Below are 18,217 nucleotides of genomic sequence, written 5' to 3' on the forward strand. Positions count from 1 at the left end.
CGTCAGGATTTCTTGTCCGGAGCAGGGGCCGCCGGGGCAGGAGGAGCCGGCGGTTGCGGCGCTGCATCCTTCTTGGCGGTATTTTCGGCGTCCTTCTCCACCGGCGGCAGGCCGTTGGCGATCTTTTCCTTCACCTTGGCCTTGTCCACATCATCATTGTCGCCGATCAGGGCGCGGTTCCATTGATAGACCGCCTCGATCTTGCGGCCAACGCGCCAATAGGCGTCACCCAGGTGGTCGTTAATGGTCGGGTCGCCTGCCTTGAGCTCGATTGCCCGTTCCAGTTCGGTTACCGCCTCATCGAAAGCGCCGAGGCGATAATGCGCCCAGCCGAGCGAATCGACGATATAGCCGTCATTCGGCCTAAGCTCGACCGCGCGGCTGATCATCTTCATGGCTTCATCGAGATTGATACCCTTGTCCACCCAGGAATAACCCAGATAGTTCAGAACCTGCGGCTGCTCGGGGTTCAGCTCCAGCGCCCGCTTGAAATTCGGTTCGGCCTTGTCCCATTCCTTCAGCCGCTCATAGGCGATGCCGCGCTGGAAGAAGACCGTCCAGTCGGATTTCTGCGGCACGGAGCCGATCACCTCGATGGCCTTGTCGTAGTTTTCGGCCATCGCCCTGTAGTCCTTGGCGTCGGAAAGCACGCTGCCATAGGCGAGATAGGAACGGATGTCCTTCGGATCGGATTCGAGCAGGGATTTGAGATGCTTGCGCGCCTCATCCACCTTGCCCGTCTGCGCAAGCGTCAATCCGAGCTGCAGCTCGGAGATGCGATACATCGGGGAATCCTTCGGCACCTCGCGGTAGAACGCAATGGCGCGGTCAGGCTGTTTCAGGGCTTCAGAAAGGCCGCCGAGAAGGATGAGCGTATCCGGGCTCTTGGGATCGAGCGCGCGCGACGTCTGCAGATAAAGCGTCACGATCTCTTCGGCGCCTTCGCGGTTCAACGCGCCGGCGATGGAGAACATGACGCTGGCGGCGCCTTCCACGGCATTGGTGATCTGCTGCTCCGGCTTCTCACCATTTTCGATGGACTGACGAAGCGCTTTCAGCGGCGCGTAATTCGGCGCGAAAGTGTCGCCGACCGCAATCGCGTCCAGCGCCTTCTGCTTGTTGCCGGCGGAAGCTTCGAGCCGGGCAAGCGCCATGACCGCACGCATATAGGTGTCGGAGGCGGTTGCCCCGCCTTCGCGGTCCGTCACCGCTTCGTTCAGGCTCTTGCGGGCGGCTTCAGTATTGCCGGAAACAAGGGCGATGGCCGCCGCATTATATTTCTGGAAGATCGAAATCCAGCCCGGGCCCTTCATATTGTTGACGAGCGCCAGCGCTTCCTTGGGCTTGCCGGAACCGGCGCGCGCCCAGGCGGTCAAGAGCGTGTTGACCATGCGGTCGAGATCGTTCGGGCCCGCATATTTCAGGATCTTCTCGGCCTTGGCGAATTCCTTGTCCTTGATGGCGTCCAGACCGCGCACGATGGTCGTGACGCGCTCCACCGAGCTATCGTCCTTCATCGAATCGGCGATCTTGGCGCCGGCTTCGAAATTGCCGCTCAGAAGTTCGGCGATCATCAGCCGCTGGCGGATTTCCGAATTGGCCGGATCGAATTCCAGCGCCTTCTTGTAGAGCGAAATCGCGGTCGGATAGTCCTGATCGACATCGGCATTGCGCCCGGCGAGGAAGGCGCCGGAGAAGGTATTTACCTTGCCGGGATCGAAAGTGACGGCTTTGTCTTCCGGTGTCGCCTTCGTCTCCGCAAAGCCGGGGCTTGCACCCGCGCCGATTGCGAGAGCAGCGGCGAGAGCCGCGCTGCAGAGAAGACGGAGTGCTGGTTTACGCCGCATGAGGGAACCTTTGCCTTTGTGCAGAAGCACGGAAAAATCAGTTTCCATTGTTGGTCACGATAGAATGGCTTTTTTGAAGCAACGCCGCAAGAAATTATGGCCCCGGCCACAATCACGCCTTGCGGAGAAGCTGACCCGGACCCTCGGGCGGATGGTCTTTTCCATCCGCCGTTCGCCCGGCCTCCGGCGTCAGTTCAGACGCTCGATGCAGAAGTCGATCACTTCCAGAAGCGCATCTTTCCACGGGCTCTGCGGCAGCGGCGCGAGCGCGTCACGGGCAATGGTTCCGTAATGCGTGGCGCGGCCGATCGTATCGCCAAGACCGTTATATTTGGTGATCAGCCCAAGCGCCTTTTCGAGGTTCTCGTCGCTGCTTTCGCCTTTTTCGATGGCGGTGCGCCAGAAAGCGCGCTCATCCTGCGTGCCGCGGCGATAGGACAGAATGACCGGCAGCGTGATCTTGCCTTCGCGGAAATCGTCCCCGGTATTCTTGCCGAGATCGGCGGACTTTCCACCGTAATCCAGAACATCGTCGACCAGCTGGAAGGCAAGGCCGAGATTCATGCCGTAGGATTTCAGCGCGCTGCGGGTCGCCTTGTCGGTCTTCGCGACGATGGGGCCGACTTCCGCCGCCGCCGCGAAAAGGGCGGCCGTCTTGGCGCGAATCACCTGCAGATAATCGTCTTCGGTCGTTTCCATGTTCTTGGCGACCGAAAGCTGCAGCACCTCGCCCTCGGCGATGACGGAGGCGGCGGTGGAGAGCACGTCGAGCGCATCGAGAGAGCCGACATCGACCATCATGCGAAACGCCTGGCCGAGCAGGAAGTCGCCGACGAGAACGCTCGCCTGGTTGCCCCAGATGGTGCGGGCGGTGGATTTACCGCGGCGCAGATCGCTCTCATCGACCACATCGTCATGCAGAAGCGTCGCCGTATGCATGAATTCCACGCTGGTGGCGAGCTTGACGTGGTTGTCGCCCTCGTAACCGAACATCGAGGCCGAGGCGAGCGTCAGCATCGGCCGCAGGCGCTTGCCGCCAGAGGAGATGAGATGATTGGCCACTTCGGGTATCATCTGGACATCGGAACCGGCCTTGGAAAGGATAAGCTGGTTCACCCGTTCCATGTCGGGGCGGGTCAGGTCGACAAGCGGCTTGACGGATGCGAGTTTGTTTTTGCTTTCTTCAAGCGGTATGACGACGCCCAAGGGACAGGACTCCAGTTCGAATTTGAATTCGACAATAAAAACTGACGCCTTGCGCGGCAAGGGGCGAATTGCCGCTAGCCATTCAAAAAGATGGGAATTTAGGGCTTATCCATGCGTGAACTGATCCGTACCAACGATGCCGTACTTCTGTCCTTCGCGGAAAGCCTGATGAAGGATGCCGGCATCCATTGCCTCATTGCCGATCAGGCGATGAGTATTCTGGAGGGATCGCTCGGCCTTCTGCCTCGTCGGTTTCTGGTGGAGGAAGATCGCGCGGATCAGGCCCGCCGCATTCTCATCGATGCCGGGCTGGGCGACGAGTTGCGCAACGAAGAGGCTTGAACGGCGGTGGGCGACGGCATTTCCGAAACGATCGACGCCTTTCACCGGGGCCGGTTTCACATCATCCAGCCGAAGGGCAGGGGGCACCGGGCCGGAATGGACGCCATGCTGCTTGCCTCGCTTGTGGCCGATGACCGCGCCTGCCGGGTTGCCGATCTCGGCGCCGGAGCCGGCGCCGCCGGCATGGCGGTCGCAGCGCGGCTCCAGAAGGCCGATGTGACGCTCTACGAGCGCTCGCCGGAAATGGTAGAATTTGCCCGCCGCAGTCTCGAATTGCCCGAAAATGCTGCTTTTTCCGCCCGTGTCAGCGTGCGCGAGGCTGATGTGACCCTGCGAGCGAAAGCACGCATTGAGGCGGGATTGCCGGATGACTATTTCCACCACGTCATCATGAACCCGCCCTATAATGACGCAGGCGACCGCCGCACGCCGGATGCCCTGAAAGCCGAGGCCCACGCCATGACGGAGGGTCTGTTTGAAGACTGGATCAGGACCGCGGGTGCGATCATGGTTTCGGGCGGGCAGCTTTCCCTGATTTCAAGGCCTCAATCGGTGGCGGCGATCATTGCCGCCTGTGGCAGCCGTTTCGGTGGCCTCGAAATCACCCTTATCCATCCGCGTGCCCGTGAGGACGCGGTGCGCATGCTCGTCACCGCCATCAAGGGTTCACGCGCGCGGCTGTCCTTCCGCGCACCGCTCATCATGCATGAGAGCGGCAGTCACGCCTTCACCCCCTTCGTGGATGACCTGAACAATGGCCGCGTCGCCTATTCGCGTAATGTAAGGGCAATCCGGCCCGCGCCATAAATATCGCGGTTCCGCCAGCCGCAAACCATTGTGTTTTGCGGGGCGATACATACATCCGTGACGAACGGATAAATGCTGCGAGGATTGAATAGTGGGTTTTCTGAAGTATCTGGTGCCGAAACGCTTTCGTAAAAAAGAGCTCGTCATCCCGGTCGTGCGCATGCATGGCGCGATCATGGCCGGCGGCAACCAGTTCCGCCCCGCGCTCAATCTCGCCTCCTACGCAACCCTTCTGGAGAAGGCCTTCGCCGTCAAGGATGCGCCGGCCGTCGCCATTTCGCTCAACTCGCCCGGCGGGTCGCCGGTGCAGGCGAGGATGATCTATAACCGCATCCGCCAGCTTGCCGAGGAGAAGGAAAAGAAGGTCCTGATCTTCGTGGAGGACGTTGCAGCCTCCGGCGGCTATATGATCGCACTTGCCGGCGACGAGATCATCGCCGATCCCACCTCCATCGTCGGTTCGATTGGTGTCGTCTCGGGCGGTTTCGGTTTTCCGGAAATGCTGAAGAAGCTCGGCGTCGAGCGTCGCGTCTACACCGCCGGCGAGAACAAGGTCATCCTTGATCCCTTCCAGCCGGAAAAAGAAGGCGATATCGACTACCTGAAGTCGCTTCAGGTCGAAATCCACAATGTTTTCATAGACATGGTCAAGATGCGCCGCGGCTCGAAGCTGAAGGACGATCAGGCGATCTTCTCCGGCCTGTTCTGGACCGGCATGCGTGGTCTCGACCTCGGCCTGATCGACGGGCTGGGCGACATGCGCGAGATTCTGCGCCGCCGTTACGGTGAAAAGGTCAAGCTCCAGCTCGTCAGCGGCGGGCGTTCGCTGTTCGGCAAAAAAGTGCCCGGCGTGAATACGGCGCTCGGCCTCAATGCCGAAAGCCTCGCGGCAGGCGCCGTCTCGGGGCTTGCGGAGGTCGCCGAAGAAAAGGCATTGTGGTCGCGTTTCGGTCTATGATGTCGCAGGAATAGGGCCTTATGGCGCAGCTTATTACAATTATTCTTCTGGTGGTGGGATCCGTCATCCTTTACCGCCGCTTCGTCCGCGATGCGGAAAAGCTTTCCGCGAAATCGAAACAGCGCGAGAAGGAACGCGAAACCGGCGCCATTGGCACGCTGATCAAGGACCCCGAAACCGGTGAGTACCGCGTGAAGCGCGACGACGAGGCGTAAGCCGGCGTCGAAGCGCATAAATCCTTGACCCCTTCGCCATGCCGTGGCACCAGTCCGCATCCGAAGTAAGTCAATGCTTACTTGTCCTCCTAACGCCGCGATGACTGCAATGACCGATATTCCAGACCATATGAACCCCAAGCGTTCCTTTCAGGCGCTTATCCTGACGCTGCACAACTACTGGGCCGACAAGGGCTGCGCGGTGTTGCAGCCCTACGATATGGAAGTGGGCGCGGGTACGTTTCATCCGGCCACGACCCTTCGCGCACTCGGCCCGAAGCCGTGGAAGGCTGCCTATGTGCAGCCGTCGCGCCGACCGTCTGACGGCCGTTACGGTGAAAACCCCAACCGCCTGCAGCATTATTACCAGTATCAGGTCATTCTGAAGCCCAACCCTTCCAACCTGCAGGAACTCTATCTCGGTTCGCTGAAGGCCATCGGCCTTGATCCGCTGCTGCATGACGTTCGCTTCGTTGAAGACGACTGGGAAAGCCCGACGCTCGGCGCCTGGGGGCTCGGCTGGGAATGCTGGTGCGACGGCATGGAAGTGTCGCAGTTCACCTACTTCCAGCAGGTTTGCGGCATCGAATGCTCGCCGGTTGCGGGCGAGCTGACCTATGGTCTGGAACGCCTCGCCATGTATGTTCAGGGCGTCGACAATGTCTACGACCTGAATTTTAACGGCCGCGAGGGTGAAGAGAAGATTTCCTATGGCGACGTCTTCCTGCAGGCCGAGCAGGAATATTCCCGCCATAATTTCGAATTTGCCGATACGGCCATGCTGCATCGCCATTTCATCGACGCCGAAAAGGAGTGCCTGGCGCTTCTCGCTGCCGGTGCGCCCGGTGATAACGACAATCAGCGCCTGCATAAATGCGTGTTCCCGGCCTATGATCAGTGCATCAAGGCAAGCCATGTCTTCAACCTTCTGGATGCGCGCGGTGTAATTTCGGTAACGGAGCGGCAGAGCTATATCCTGCGCGTGCGCACGCTGGCGAAATCCTGCGGCGAGGCCTTCCTGCTGACGGATGCGGGCGGGCTGAACTGGAACCGGGCTGCCTGATTTTTGGTGGTAAGCTCTTGTCCAAAGTTTTGATGAATTTGAAAGGCCGTTCTTGACGGCCTTTTATTTTGTGTGGATTGGTATGCTGAATATAGCGATGGGTTTAACCGTGAATAATATTAGAAATTTCTGTTTTTTATTTGTGCTTACACTCGGATCCATTCTCGGCAACAGCGCGGCTGCGGAAACGACAGAGTGGATGAGCGGCAAGGAAGCCTTTGCCCGTGCCGACAAGCTGCGCTCTTTCGGAATGATCGTCACCCGCATGGATTGCAAGGATAGCGGCCAGCGCTCTCTCGATGTGGGCAGCGCGCTCGTTCGTATGCACTACACGCGCAACACGGAAATGCGCGACTGGGTTATAGACGGCTGGAACCACCTGCAAGAAAACAAGAACTATTGGGCCGAGCGCGGCTACAAGCTTGCCTCCCATACTCTTTTTGTACGCAAGACATCCGGCCTGAGATTGTATTGCACAGTCTTTTATAAATAACGGATGCTTGCTCCCCGCGGCGTGTCTCGGGCAAAAACGCAGAGAATGACCGAAGCCTCATGACTTTGCGGTAATGAGCGGCTATCGTGCGCGCAACGAAGCTGGGAATCGCAATTCATGTTCATCACGCTGGCAATCATCGCGGCAATCGCGCTTTATGTCGTCTTCATCTATAACGGGCTGGTCAAGGCGCGGCAGATGAAGGAAGAGGCGTGGTCGGGCATCGACGTGCAGCTGAAACGCCGCGCCGATCTCATCCCCAACCTCATCGAGACCGTGAAGGGTTACGCGGCGCATGAAAAGAGCACCTTCGAGGAAGTGATCGCCATGCGCAACCGGGCGCAGGCCGTGCCGGCTGGCGATGTCGAAGGCCGTGCCCAGGCGGAAGGCCTGCTGTCGCAGGCGCTCGGCAAGCTCTTTGCACTGGCCGAAGCCTATCCCGATCTCAAGGCCAACACCAATTTTCTGGAATTGCAGCGGTCGCTCGAAACCATCGAAGGCGAACTCCAGATGTCACGCCGTTATTACAACGGCGCTGCGCGCGATCTGAACGTCAAGGTGGAAAGCTTCCCGTCCAATCTGGTGGCCGGCCAGTTCGGTTTTGCGAAGGCGCCTTATTTCGAGATCGAAAACCCGGCCGACCGCGCCGTGCCGACCGTGAAATTCTAAGCGCATTGCTTCTCCGGCGGCTTAAAACCTCCCGTTCAAATTCCGATAATCCGGCTCTTCGCCGCATTCTTTGACAAGACGACAATCATGATCGAACTGACCATCACCCCGCCCGGCCACCCGCTTTCCGGTAAGGTCGAACCGCCCGGCTCCAAATCCATCACCAACCGCGCGCTTCTCCTGGCTGGCCTCGCCAAGGGCAAAAGCCACCTGACCGGCGCGCTGAAAAGCGATGATACGCTTTATATGGCCGAAGCCCTGCGCGAGATGGGCGTCACGGTCACCGAGCCTGATGCCACCACCTTCGTGGTGGAAGGCACGGGTGTACTGCAGCAGCCGGAAAAGCCGCTTTTCCTCGGCAATGCCGGCACCGCCACGCGGTTTCTCACCGCTGCCGCCGCACTTGTGGATGGCGCCGTCATCATCGATGGCGACGAGCACATGCGCAAACGCCCGATCATGCCGCTGGTGGAAGCCCTGCGCTCCCTCGGCGTCGAAGCCGAAGCGCCGACCGGTTGCCCGCCCGTCACCGTCTGCGGCAAGGGCACGGGCTTCCCGAAGGGCAGCGTCACCATCGACGCCAACCTCTCCAGCCAGTATGTGTCGGCACTTCTGATGGCGGCCGCCTGCGGCGACAAGCCTGTCGATATCATCCTCAAGGGCGAAGAAATCGGCGCGAAGGGCTATATCGATCTCACCACATCAGCCATGGAAGCCTTCGGTGCAAAGGTTGAACGGGTGAGCAACGCCATCTGGCGCGTACATCCGACCGGTTATACGGCGACCGATTTCCACATCGAACCGGATGCTTCCGCCGCTACCTATCTCTGGGGCGCGGAGCTTCTGACCGGCGGTGCGATCGACATCGGCACGCCCGCCGATAAATTCACCCAGCCGGATGCCAAGGCCTATGATGTCATGGCCAAGTTTCCGCATCTGCCCGCCGAAATCGACGGTTCCCAGATGCAGGACGCCATTCCGACCATTGCGGTTCTTGCTGCCTTCAACGAGACGCCGGTGCGTTTCGTCGGCATCGCCAACCTGCGCGTCAAGGAATGCGACCGCATCCGCGCCGTCTCGCTCGGCCTCAACGAAATTCGCGACGGTCTCGCGCATGAAGAAGGCGACGACCTGATCGTGCATTCCGATCCGGCGCTCGCAGGCCAGACGGTCGATGCCTCCATCGATACCTTTGCCGACCACCGCATCGCCATGAGCTTTGCGCTGGCGGCGCTGAAGATTGGCGGCATCGCCATCCAGAACCCGGCCTGCGTGGGCAAGACCTATCCCGGTTACTGGAAGGCGCTCGCCTCGCTGGGCGTCGACTATACCGAAAAGGAAAGCGCTGCCGAGCCGCAGCACTGAGCCATTGAGGAGGGACCGCCCGTGAAGACCATCGCCGCAAGACTTCTCGCGCTGCTCGTCTTCCTGGGCGCGGCCTTCCCGGCTTTCGCGGAGGAATTCATCCGCTCCTACCATTCCGTCATCGAGGTGGCGGCGGACGGCAAGCTGACGGTGACGGAAACCATCACCGCCCGCGCCGAAGGCCAGAACATCAAACGCGGCATCTTCCGAGATTTCCCGCTTTATGCGCTGGATGCGAATAACCGCCGCACCAAGGTGGATTTCAACGTCGTGTCGGTGGAGCGGGACGGCGCGCCGGAAAACTGGCGCACCGAGAATATCGATGGCGGCATCCGTATCTATACCGGCAGCGCCGACCGTTTTCTGCCGACCGGCGAGCATATCTTCCAGATCACCTACACCACCGCCCGGCAGATCCGTTATTTCAGCGATTATGACGAACTGACCTGGAACGTCACCGGCAATGGCTGGCAGTTCCCGATGGGCGAGATTTCCGCGACCATCACTCTGCCGGAGGGCGTGAAGGCAACGGATACCGCCGTCTTCACCGGGCCGCTGGGTGCGAAGGGCAAGGATGCGCGGGTTCTGAACGAAGGCAACGAGGTGTTCTTCGCCTCCACCCGCCCGTTTTCGGTGGGCGAGGGCATGACGGTTGCCGTCAAGCTGCCCAAGGGCGCCATCGCTGCCCCCGATTCCTCACAGGAGGCGGGCTGGTGGCTGCGCGATAACTTGGCCATCCTGCTTTCGGGCGGCGGCCTTTTCGCCATTTTGCTTTATTACCTGCGAGCCTGGTTCGCCGTGGGCCGTGATCCCGCCAAGGGCGTGGTCGTGCCGCGCTGGGATGCGCCGGAGGGGCTTTCTCCGGCTCTGGTCAACTACGTCGATAACAGGGGTTTTTCCGGTGCGGGCTGGACGGCGCTGTCCGCCTCGGCACTTGATCTCGCGGTCAAGGGTTTCGTCGTTCTGGAAGACCTGAAGAACGCCATCGTCATCAGGCGCACGGAAAAGGCAACCGCTGCCGATCTGCCAACCGGGCAGAAGACGCTGCTCTCCGCCATCGGCGGCGCGGGCGAGACGCTGACCATCGACAAGGCCCATGGTGCGGAAGTCGAAAAGGTCGGAACGCAGTTCCGCGCGGCGATAGAAAAAGAGCATCGCGGCAAATATTATCGCAGCAATGCCGGTTACATCGTTTTCGGCATTTTCCTCAGCATCGCCATCATCGTTGCGACGCTGGTGTTCGGTGATCTCGATGAAAGCGCCATTGCCGCCATTCTGGTCTTCGGCTTTTTCGCCTTCTTTTTCAGCATCCTGTCGATCGGCATCGGCCGGCAGTTCTCGCGCGGTGCACCGCTGCGCAAGCGCATTGGCGGTATTGTCATGCTGGCTTTTGCCGGTTTCGTGGCCTTTTCCGCCATTGGCGGCATCGCCACGCAAATCCTGCTGGATGTGACACATGACACCAAGTCGCTGGCTCTGGCCGCTATCGGCGGCATCGTGCTCACAAATGCGCTTTTCCTGTTCCTGATGGGCGCGCCGACGCCGCTCGGCCGCAAGCTGATGGATGGCATCGAAGGTCTCCGAACCTATCTGACGCTGGCGGAAAAGGACCGGATGAATACGGCGGGCGCCCCCGCCATGTCGCCGCAGCATTTCGAGAAATTGCTGCCCTATGCGGTGGCGCTCGGCGTCGAAAAACCGTGGAGCCGCACTTTCGAGACCTGGCTTGCGACAGCCGCTGCCGGTGCCGCTGCGGCAAGCTATGCGCCCGGCTGGTATTTGGGCAGCAATTACGGCAGCTTTGGCGACAGGATCGGCGGGTTCTCCACCTCCATGGCGAGCACCATCGCTTCCACCATCCCCCAGCCCGTCAGCTCCTCCGGCTCCAGCTTTTCGGGCGGTGGCGGCGGCGGTTTTTCCGGCTCGGGCGGCGGTGGCGGTGGCGGCGGCGGCTGGTAACGCCCGCCGGCGGTAATTTAACCGATTGCCTTGGTGACTTTTGCCGCGTTGCTTGCTAAGCCGACCTGTCGTTTTTCACGGCATACATCGTCCGACAAAAGATACAAAGATAAAGTCCTGATCCCATGCCTGATCTTCTGCTTGAACTCCGCTCCGAGGAAATCCCCGCCCGCATGCAGCGCAAGGCGGCTGGCGATCTGAAGAAACTCGTCACCGACGCGCTTGTGGAGAGAGGGCTGACCTATGAGGGTGCGCGTGAATATTGGACTCCGCGCCGTCTGACGCTGGATATTCGCGGCCTCAACGCCCGCTCCGCCGATGTGCGTGAGGAAAAGAAGGGTCCGCGCACCGACGCCAATGAAAAGGCTATCGAGGGCTTTCTGCGCGGTGCTGGCCTCAACGATGTCTCGGAAGCGCAGGTCGTTTCCGATCCGAAGAAGGGCGATTTCTATATCGCCATCATCAACAAACCCGGCCGCCCGGCGGAAGAGATCATCGCCGAGGTGATGCCCGGCATCATCCGCTCCTTTCCCTGGCCGAAATCCATGCGCTCCGGCCCGGCCTCCATGCCGAAGGGTTCCAGCTATGGCGGCATTGAAGGCAAGGGCTCGGAAAGCCTGCGCTGGGTGCGCCCGCTGCAATCCATCGTCTGCCTGTTTGGCCCCGAACACGACGAAACGCAGGTCATTCCTTTCGCCATCGACGGCATTGTCGCCGGCAACGTCACCTATGGTCATCGTTTTCATGCGCACGGCCCGATCACCGTGCGCCGTTTCGAGGACTATGTCTCCAGCCTTGAAAAGGCGAAGGTCATTCTTGATGCCGAGCGCCGCAAGGACATCATCCTGCACGACGCCAAGGACCTTGCCTTCGCCAATGGTCTCGACCTCGTGGAAGACGAAGGCCTGCTGGAAGAAGTTTCTGGCCTCGTCGAATGGCCGCAGGTGCTGATGGGCACTTTTGAGGAAGACTATCTGCAAATCCCGGCGGAAATCATCCGCCTCACCATCAAGACCAACCAGAAGTGTTTCGTCACCCGCGCGCAGGGTGCGGAAGAGGGACTTTCCAACCGCTTCATCCTGATCTCGAATATCGAGGCAAGCGACGGCGGCAAGGAAATCATCCACGGCAATGGCAAGGTCGTGCGCGCTCGCCTGTCGGATGCCCGCCATTTCTGGAGCCGCGACCAGGGCGATCTGCCAGATCTGGAAACGCTCAAAGGTTCGGCCGCTAAATTCAGCCTCGATCTCAAAAAGCCGCTCGACCAGCGCATGGCCAAGCTCGATGCGCTGAACGTTACCTTCCATGCCAAGCTCGGAACGCAGGGCGAGCGTGTGACGCGTATTCGCGAATTGGCGAAGGCGCTTGCGCCGATCGTTGGCGCGGATGCTGCGCTGGTGGACCGCGCCGTGGTGCTCGCGAAAGCCGACCTGCGCACCGAAGCCGTCGGCGAATTCCCCGAGCTTCAGGGCCTGATGGGCCGCAAATATGCGGCTCTGCAGGGCGAAAATGAAAGCGTCGCGGCGGCGATCGAAGATCACTACAAGCCGCAGGGCCCCTCCGACCGCCTGCCGGCGGACAAGGTGGCCATCACGGTTGCTCTGGCTGATAAGCTCGATACGCTCGTCGGCTTCTGGGCCATCGATGAAAAACCGACCGGTTCGAAGGACCCCTTTGCGCTGCGCCGTGCGGCGCTCGGCGTCGTGCGCATTCTGCTTGAGAAGAACGTGCGCCTTTCGCTGCTGAGCGTTGCGAAGGATGCGGACCTTCTCTCCTTCTTCCACGACCGCCTGAAAGTCTACCTCCGCGACCTCGGCGCCCGTTACGATCTGATCGACGCGGTGCTGACGCAGGAGTCGGACGATCTGCTGATGATCGCCCGCCGTGTCGAGGCGCTCACCGCCTTCATCACCGGAGAGGATGGCCGAAACCTTCTGGCAGGCGCCAAGCGCGCCACCCAGCTTCTGGCCGCGGAGGAAAAGAAGGGCACTGTGGTCGCTGACGGCGTTTCGGAAGAGCTGCTGAAGCTTGATGCCGAAAAGGCGCTTTACGCGGCGATCAAGACCGCTTCTGCCGATGCCGCGAAGGCCGTCGAGGCGGAAGATTTCCGCTCCGCCATGCAGGCGCTTTCGACGCTGCGCGCCCCTGTCGACAAGTTCTTCGAGGATGTGCTCGTGAATGACGAGGATGCGGCCATCCGCGCCAACCGTCTGGCGCTGCTGAAGGCCATCCGCGAGGCGACCGGAACGGTTGCGGATTTCTCGAAGATTACCGGGTGAGGGAATTGGGGGGCGGCCGTGACGGTAGCGTGCGCGGTTCACCCCCCTCTGCCCTGCCGGGCATCTCCCCCTCAAGGGGGAGATCGACCAGCGGCGGCCTACCAACTACATTGAACGTCGCGGGAAGCATGCCTCTTGCCGATCTCCCCCCTTGAGGGGGAGATGCCCGGCAGGGCAGAGGGGGGTAAGCTACGACCGCGACCCCCGCAGGATGATTTCCCAATGACTCACACGCCCCCCAAAATCCTCATCAGCGCCTGCCTTCTCGGCCAGCCCGTCAGATATGACGGCAAAGGCAAACCCTTCTCCCACCCGGCGATAGACCGCTGGCGGCAGGAGGGCAGGCTGGTGACAATCTGTCCGGAAATGGCCGGCGGCATGCCCGTGCCGCGTCCGCCGGCGGAAATCGAGAAAGGGGCCTCCGGTCTCGATGTGCTGGAAGGCCGCGCCCGCGTGCTGGAAGTGACCGGCGGCGATGTTACGGCGGAATTTATCGCCGGTGCGGAAAAAGCGGCCGCCTTTGCCAAAGCCAACGGCTGCACTCACGCGCTTCTGATCGACGGCAGCCCGTCATGCGGGTCGCTTGCGATTTACGATGGTTCGTTTTCGGGTATCAAGCACGCAGGCAATGGCGTGACGGCCGCCCTGCTGGAAAAAGCCGGTATTGCCGTATTTTCACCTGCCGATATCGACCGGTTGGATGCGCTCTCTCGTTGAGACGAGACCACGCAGACACGACATGGCTCGTTTCCGAACGTGCTGATACTCTCCTCCGTCATCCTCGCCCTTGAGGCGAGGATGACGCCGAATGCGTGGGGAACCTGTTGGAGAGCACGTAAAAATGCCGGGTCTGTGCCCGGCATTTTTGTTTCAATCGCATGAGACCGTTCGTTTCACCCCGCCATGCGCATCTGCTGCGCCATGCCATGAAGCTGATGGCCGGAGGAGACGCGGAAGCCGCGGATGAGGTTCAGCAGCTCTTCGGTATCCACCGCCAGCGCTTCCGCCGAAGCCGTGGTTTCTTCCGCCATGGCGGCATTGTGTTGGGTGGCGACGTCGAGCTGGTTGAGCGAGGAAGAGATCGAGCGAAGCGTCGTGTCCTGCTCGGCGGCCGAGTGGGCGATCTTGCTGACGATCTCGTTGGCGGATTTGATCTGGTCGGAGATGCGTTTCAGCGCGTCGCCGGCCTCGCCGACGAGCCGCACGCCATTTTCCACCTGGGCGGAAGAGCGGGCGATCTGGTCCTTGATCTCCTTGGCGGCGGCGGCGGATTTCTGCGCCAGTTCGCGCACTTCCTGCGCCACCACGGCAAAGCCCTTGCCGGCCTCACCTGCGCGTGCCGCTTCCACGCCGGCATTCAGCGCCAGAAGATTGGTCTGGAAGGCGATGTCGTCGATCACGCCGATGATGTTCGAAATCTGGTCGGAAGACTGCTCGATACCGCTCATCGCGGTAATAGCCTCTTCCACCACCCGGTCGCTGCGCATGGCTTCGGAGCTGACGGTGGTGACGCGCTTGGCGGCATCCGCAGCACCTTCCGCCGTCTGGCGCACGGCGACCGTCAGCTCGTCGAGCGCTGCGGAGGTTTCTTCCAGATTGGCGGCCTGTCGTTCGGTGCGCTGCGACAGCTCGTTGGAGGCCTTGCGGATTTCCTCCTTGGAGCCGCCAATATCGATGCTCTTGGAGTTCACCTTGGCCATGGCGGCGTCAAGGTGGGTCAGTGCTTCGTTGAAATTGTCACGCAGCGCCGCATAGCGATTGCCGAGATCGCCGCAACGCACGGTCAGATCGCCGCCAGCGAGCTTCTCGAGGGACTCGCCTATGGTAGCGACGACGCGTGCCTGCAATTCGGCCTCGTCGCGCTGCATGTCGAGATTGTTCTGGCGCTCGGCATTGAGCTGCCGCTGCTGCTCTTCCTCCCGGCGCTGCATGGCGTGGCGCTCACGCACCTTGTCCTGAAGCGAGGCGGTGGCCTTCGCCATCATGCCCACCTCGTTGGTGAGGCCGGTATGGGGAATGGCGAGCGAGACATTTTCATTGGCCACTTCGCCAAGCGCGCGGTGAATATCGCCGAGCGGCTTCGAGATACCTCGGATAACGTAGAAAGCGGCGGCAAGCGCCAGCACGAAGATCAGCGCGCCGATCGACAGCGCCTTCATCACATCGCCGCGAACCTGCGCGTTCAAATCATCGATGTAAACGCCGGTCACGACCACCACCTGCCAGGGTTCAAAGGCAAGGGCATAGGAGCTCTTGGCGTAATCATTGCCTTCCATGCCGGGTTTCGGGCCGTAGAAATCCGTCTGGCCGCCGCCATTGCGGCCAAGCCGCACCAACTCGTCACGATAGGCGAAACCCTTGCTGTCAGGCTTGCCCTTGAAGCTTTCGCCGACGCGCTTGGCATCGGGATGGAACTTCATCGTCACGTCGTAGTCGTAACCGAAGAGATAGCCGTCGGGAGTGAAGCGCATGGCGCTGACAGTCGCGTAAGCCTGTTTCATGGCCTCGTCGCGCGAAAGCGTTCCGGCCTTTTCCTTGTCGTTGAAGGATTGCAGGATGGAGATCGCCGATTGCACCTGCGTCCGCAGCATGCCGTAGCGTTCCTCATAGATGGCGTCGGTGGCGGATTTCAGCTGGTAAAACGTCGCCACGGCGAAGGCGGCCATCAGGGCCACCACGAGAACGATCAGTTGACGGGAAATGGAAAGGTTCTTCATGGGCGCTCACAAGCGTTTGGAATCGCGCGCCTGAAAATGCCGCGCGGTACCGATGTTTCAGAGAAGGGAGAGGCGCATGATGCGCGATAAAAGGCCAGAAAAGCGCGTGTGCGCGCCGTGGCCTCATCCTGTGCTGCATCGCACTGTAGACCCACTTAGCGGCTAAAAATTTGAATAAATATTTAATTAGCGAAAGCTTTATGAGGCTTCATGCGCAGAATAAGCAGCGGAGAAAGCAATATTCCCCGCGTGGTTGCGGCGTCATCTCGGGAATGCAGCGATGACGCGATTATTTGACGTTCGTCATGATAAAGCGTCATCGGCCGGTCAGTTGCCGCGCAATTTGAAATCCGGGAACTGGGGCGCGCCGATCACCGAGGCGCTGGCCGGCTCGGCTGCATTTTCGGTGGAAAGCTCCTTGACGGCTGCCGTGGTCGTCGTCACGTCGATACCGGCCGGTGTCGAAACCATCTCAGCCGGATGTGCCGCGGGCTCCGCCTCGTCATAGGTCGCGATGGCCGTGCTGGAGGTTTCCGCCATCCATGCGGGATTGGTGCTGACGAAGGTGACGGGCGCACCGCCAAGCCAGGCTTCGGTGCGCACCAGGGTACGCTTGCCGTCCACTTCGCGCATTTCCGTGTGCTGCGTGCCCGGCTCAATGGAAGGAATGGCATAATCCTGCGTTACGGCTTTGCCTTTCACGGGCTGGCAGCCCGCGCAATCGCGACGAACGAAGCTGCCATTGGCCACGTGCACGCCGTTTATATATTCGATGGAAGATGCCATTGCCGACCCGCCGGTCAGCGCGATAACAGCTGTCAGAAAAAGACGACGCATCGAAAAACCCCCGAAATGAAGGCGCGTCCTCGTGATCGAGACACAGTGCGCCATTCAATATTCCGGCAAGTATTACCGATGTTTCGTTTCCATCGGGTCAGCAAACTTGGTAAAAATTGAACGAAATAGTCGCGTCCAACCCCGTTTTCCTTAAGGATCAGGCCTTTTCGCGTGCGACGGCCTGCCAGCCGATATCGCGGCGGCAAAAGCCGTTTTCCCATTCCACCTTGTCCGCCAGCGCATAGGCGCGGGCCTGCGCTTCCGTCACCGTCTTTCCAAGGGCGGTGACGTTCAGCACGCGTCCACCCGTTGCCACTAGACCGCCGTCCTTCAGCGCGGTTCCGGCATGGAAGACCTTCGCCTCTTCGCTCGCCTCGGGAATATGGGCGATCGGCGTATTCTTGTCGTAAGCGCCGGGATAACCCTTCGAGGCGAGAACGACAGTCAGCGCTGCGTCGTCGCGCCATTCGGCCTCAACCTTGTCCAGCGTGCCAGTGGCGGTGGCGTAGAGGATCGGCAGCAGATCGCTTTTCAGGCGCATCATCAGCACCTGGCATTCGGGATCGCCGAAACGGACGTTATATTCGATAAGTTCCGGGCCTTTGGCGGTAATCATCAGGCCTGCGAAAAACACGCCGGAGAAGGGATTGCCGTCCTTGGCCATGCCCGAGATGGTCGGCTCGATGATCTCCTTCATGGTGCGCTCCACCATGGCCGGTGTCATGACCGGGGCGGGAGAATAAGCACCCATGCCGCCGGTATTCGGGCCGGTATCGCCATCGCCGACACGCTTGTGATCCTGTGCGGTGGCGAGCGCGAGAGCGGTCTTCCCGTCGGAAAGGCAGAAGAAGCTCGCTTCTTCGCCGTCGAGGAAGGCCTCCACCACCACTTCGGCGCCAGCTGCGCCGAAGGCGCCGTCGAAACAGTCGTCAATCGCGGCAAGCGCTTCCGCTTCGGTCATGGCCACGGTCACGCCCTTGCCGGCGGCAAGCCCGTCCGCCTTGATGACAATCGGCGCACCCTGTGCACGAACATAGTCCTTCGCCGGTTCTGCGGTCTTGAAGCGCTGGTAAGCGCCGGTCGGAATATCGTAGCGAGCGCAGAGATCCTTGGTGAAGCCCTTGGAGCCTTCAAGCTGGGCTGCCGCTTTCGACGGTCCGAAAGTGGCGATGCCGGCGGCACGCAGATCATCCGCCAGACCCGCAACCAGCGGCGCTTCCGGGCCGACGACAACGAAGTCGATTGCCTTTTCTTTCGTAAAGGCGATGACGGCCGTGTGGTCTTCCACATCAAGCGGCACAAGTGTCGCGTGGTCGGCGATGCCGGGATTGCCTGGAGCGGCATAAAGCTCATCGAGCAGGGGAGACTGGGCGATTTTCCACGCCAGCGCATGTTCGCGTCCGCCGGAACCGATCAACAGAACTTTCATGGTCAATACCCCTGCAAATTCGCCAGTAACC

General features: G+C 60.7%; 16 protein-coding genes. 11 read left to right on the top strand and 5 right to left on the bottom strand.

Annotated features, from left to right (window positions below):
• Nucleotides 1-2: 2 nt before the first annotated feature.
• Both CFB10_RS11250 and CFB10_RS11255 read right to left on the bottom strand, forming a co-directional pair.
• Nucleotides 3-1,895, bottom strand: coding sequence for a tetratricopeptide repeat protein (locus tag CFB10_RS11250; RefSeq protein WP_020010483.1), 1,893 nt, complete (start codon nucleotides 1,893-1,895; stop codon nucleotides 3-5).
• A 141-nt stretch (nucleotides 1,896-2,036) separates the two neighbouring features.
• Nucleotides 2,037-3,053: a polyprenyl synthetase family protein gene (locus tag CFB10_RS11255; RefSeq protein WP_026363672.1), complete on the bottom strand. Its 1,017-nt coding sequence runs from the start codon at nucleotides 3,051-3,053 to the stop codon at nucleotides 2,037-2,039.
• Between the two features lie 111 nt (nucleotides 3,054-3,164).
• Between CFB10_RS11255 and CFB10_RS11260 the strand changes: the two genes are divergently transcribed.
• The 11 genes from CFB10_RS11260 (at nucleotide 3,165) to CFB10_RS11310 (ending at nucleotide 13,920) form a co-directional block, all read left to right on the top strand.
• Nucleotides 3,165-3,395, top strand: a complete 231-nt coding sequence (locus tag CFB10_RS11260) for a DUF2007 domain-containing protein (RefSeq protein WP_003503261.1) — start codon at nucleotides 3,165-3,167, stop codon at nucleotides 3,393-3,395.
• Nucleotides 3,396-3,401: 6 nt separating this feature from the next.
• Nucleotides 3,402-4,202, top strand: a complete 801-nt coding sequence (locus CFB10_RS11265) for a tRNA1(Val) (adenine(37)-N6)-methyltransferase (protein ID WP_020010485.1) — start codon at nucleotides 3,402-3,404, stop codon at nucleotides 4,200-4,202.
• A gap of 88 nt (nucleotides 4,203-4,290) precedes the next feature.
• The gene (locus CFB10_RS11270) at nucleotides 4,291-5,160 is read left to right on the top strand and encodes a S49 family peptidase (RefSeq protein ID WP_026363673.1); all 870 of its coding nucleotides are present in this window, start codon (nucleotides 4,291-4,293) and stop codon (nucleotides 5,158-5,160) included.
• 20 nt (nucleotides 5,161-5,180) lie between these two features.
• Entirely contained in the window at nucleotides 5,181-5,375 is a 195-nt protein-coding gene (locus CFB10_RS11275) for an NfeD family protein (protein WP_020010487.1), read from the top strand.
• A gap of 100 nt (nucleotides 5,376-5,475) precedes the next feature.
• Nucleotides 5,476-6,438, top strand: coding sequence for a glycine--tRNA ligase subunit alpha (locus CFB10_RS11280; RefSeq protein ID WP_026372527.1), 963 nt, complete (start codon nucleotides 5,476-5,478; stop codon nucleotides 6,436-6,438).
• A gap of 52 nt (nucleotides 6,439-6,490) precedes the next feature.
• Nucleotides 6,491-6,931: a hypothetical protein gene (locus tag CFB10_RS11285; protein ID WP_020010488.1), complete on the top strand. Its 441-nt coding sequence runs from the start codon at nucleotides 6,491-6,493 to the stop codon at nucleotides 6,929-6,931.
• A gap of 117 nt (nucleotides 6,932-7,048) precedes the next feature.
• On the top strand, nucleotides 7,049-7,600 hold the full coding sequence (locus CFB10_RS11290) for a LemA family protein (RefSeq protein WP_020010489.1): 552 nt from the start codon (nucleotides 7,049-7,051) through the stop codon (nucleotides 7,598-7,600).
• 87 nt (nucleotides 7,601-7,687) lie between these two features.
• Nucleotides 7,688-8,965 (top strand): 3-phosphoshikimate 1-carboxyvinyltransferase, encoded by a 1,278-nt coding sequence (locus CFB10_RS11295; protein ID WP_020010490.1) that lies wholly within the window; start codon nucleotides 7,688-7,690, stop codon nucleotides 8,963-8,965.
• 21 nt (nucleotides 8,966-8,986) lie between these two features.
• Entirely contained in the window at nucleotides 8,987-10,924 is a 1,938-nt protein-coding gene (locus CFB10_RS11300) for a DUF2207 domain-containing protein (RefSeq protein WP_020010491.1), read from the top strand.
• A gap of 125 nt (nucleotides 10,925-11,049) precedes the next feature.
• On the top strand, nucleotides 11,050-13,203 hold the full coding sequence (glyS, locus tag CFB10_RS11305) for a glycine--tRNA ligase subunit beta (protein ID WP_020010492.1): 2,154 nt from the start codon (nucleotides 11,050-11,052) through the stop codon (nucleotides 13,201-13,203).
• A 222-nt stretch (nucleotides 13,204-13,425) separates the two neighbouring features.
• Entirely contained in the window at nucleotides 13,426-13,920 is a 495-nt protein-coding gene (locus tag CFB10_RS11310; protein WP_020010493.1) for a DUF523 domain-containing protein, read from the top strand.
• A gap of 176 nt (nucleotides 13,921-14,096) precedes the next feature.
• On the opposite strand, the gene CFB10_RS11315 is transcribed toward CFB10_RS11310, so the two are convergent.
• From CFB10_RS11315 to purD, 3 genes are all read right to left on the bottom strand, one after another.
• Nucleotides 14,097-15,920, bottom strand: coding sequence for a methyl-accepting chemotaxis protein (locus tag CFB10_RS11315; protein ID WP_020010494.1), 1,824 nt, complete (start codon nucleotides 15,918-15,920; stop codon nucleotides 14,097-14,099).
• Nucleotides 15,921-16,247: 327 nt separating this feature from the next.
• Entirely contained in the window at nucleotides 16,248-16,757 is a 510-nt protein-coding gene (locus tag CFB10_RS11320) for a plant virulence effector HPE1-like domain-containing protein (RefSeq protein WP_026363674.1), read from the bottom strand.
• A 157-nt stretch (nucleotides 16,758-16,914) separates the two neighbouring features.
• Nucleotides 16,915-18,186, bottom strand: a complete 1,272-nt coding sequence (gene purD / locus CFB10_RS11325) for a phosphoribosylamine--glycine ligase (RefSeq protein WP_020010496.1) — start codon at nucleotides 18,184-18,186, stop codon at nucleotides 16,915-16,917.
• Nucleotides 18,187-18,217 lie beyond the last annotated feature (31 nt).

Origin of the sequence: Agrobacterium sp. 719_389 (genome assembly GCF_900188475.1) — a bacterium.
Lineage (GTDB): Bacteria > Pseudomonadota > Alphaproteobacteria > Rhizobiales > Rhizobiaceae > Agrobacterium > Agrobacterium radiobacter.

Bases quoted from the DNA above. Each gene is read 5' to 3' on its own strand.
- CFB10_RS11260 (WP_003503261.1), top strand. From the start codon at position 3,165: ATGCGTGAACTGATCCGTACCAACGATGCCGTACTTCTGTCCTTCGCG.
- CFB10_RS11295 (WP_020010490.1), top strand. From the start codon at position 7,688: ATGATCGAACTGACCATCACCCCGCCCGGCCACCCGCTTTCCGGTAAG.
- CFB10_RS11320 (WP_026363674.1), bottom strand. From the start codon at position 16,757: ATGCGTCGTCTTTTTCTGACAGCTGTTATCGCGCTGACCGGCGGGTCG.
- CFB10_RS11310 (WP_020010493.1), top strand. From the start codon at position 13,426: ATGACTCACACGCCCCCCAAAATCCTCATCAGCGCCTGCCTTCTCGGC.
- CFB10_RS11290 (WP_020010489.1), top strand. From the start codon at position 7,049: ATGTTCATCACGCTGGCAATCATCGCGGCAATCGCGCTTTATGTCGTC.
- CFB10_RS11275 (WP_020010487.1), top strand. From the start codon at position 5,181: ATGGCGCAGCTTATTACAATTATTCTTCTGGTGGTGGGATCCGTCATC.
- CFB10_RS11250 (WP_020010483.1), bottom strand. From the start codon at position 1,895: ATGGAAACTGATTTTTCCGTGCTTCTGCACAAAGGCAAAGGTTCCCTC.
- glyS (WP_020010492.1), top strand. From the start codon at position 11,050: ATGCCTGATCTTCTGCTTGAACTCCGCTCCGAGGAAATCCCCGCCCGC.
- purD (WP_020010496.1), bottom strand. From the start codon at position 18,186: ATGAAAGTTCTGTTGATCGGTTCCGGCGGACGCGAACATGCGCTGGCG.
- CFB10_RS11315 (WP_020010494.1), bottom strand. From the start codon at position 15,920: ATGAAGAACCTTTCCATTTCCCGTCAACTGATCGTTCTCGTGGTGGCC.
- CFB10_RS11280 (WP_026372527.1), top strand. From the start codon at position 5,476: ATGACTGCAATGACCGATATTCCAGACCATATGAACCCCAAGCGTTCC.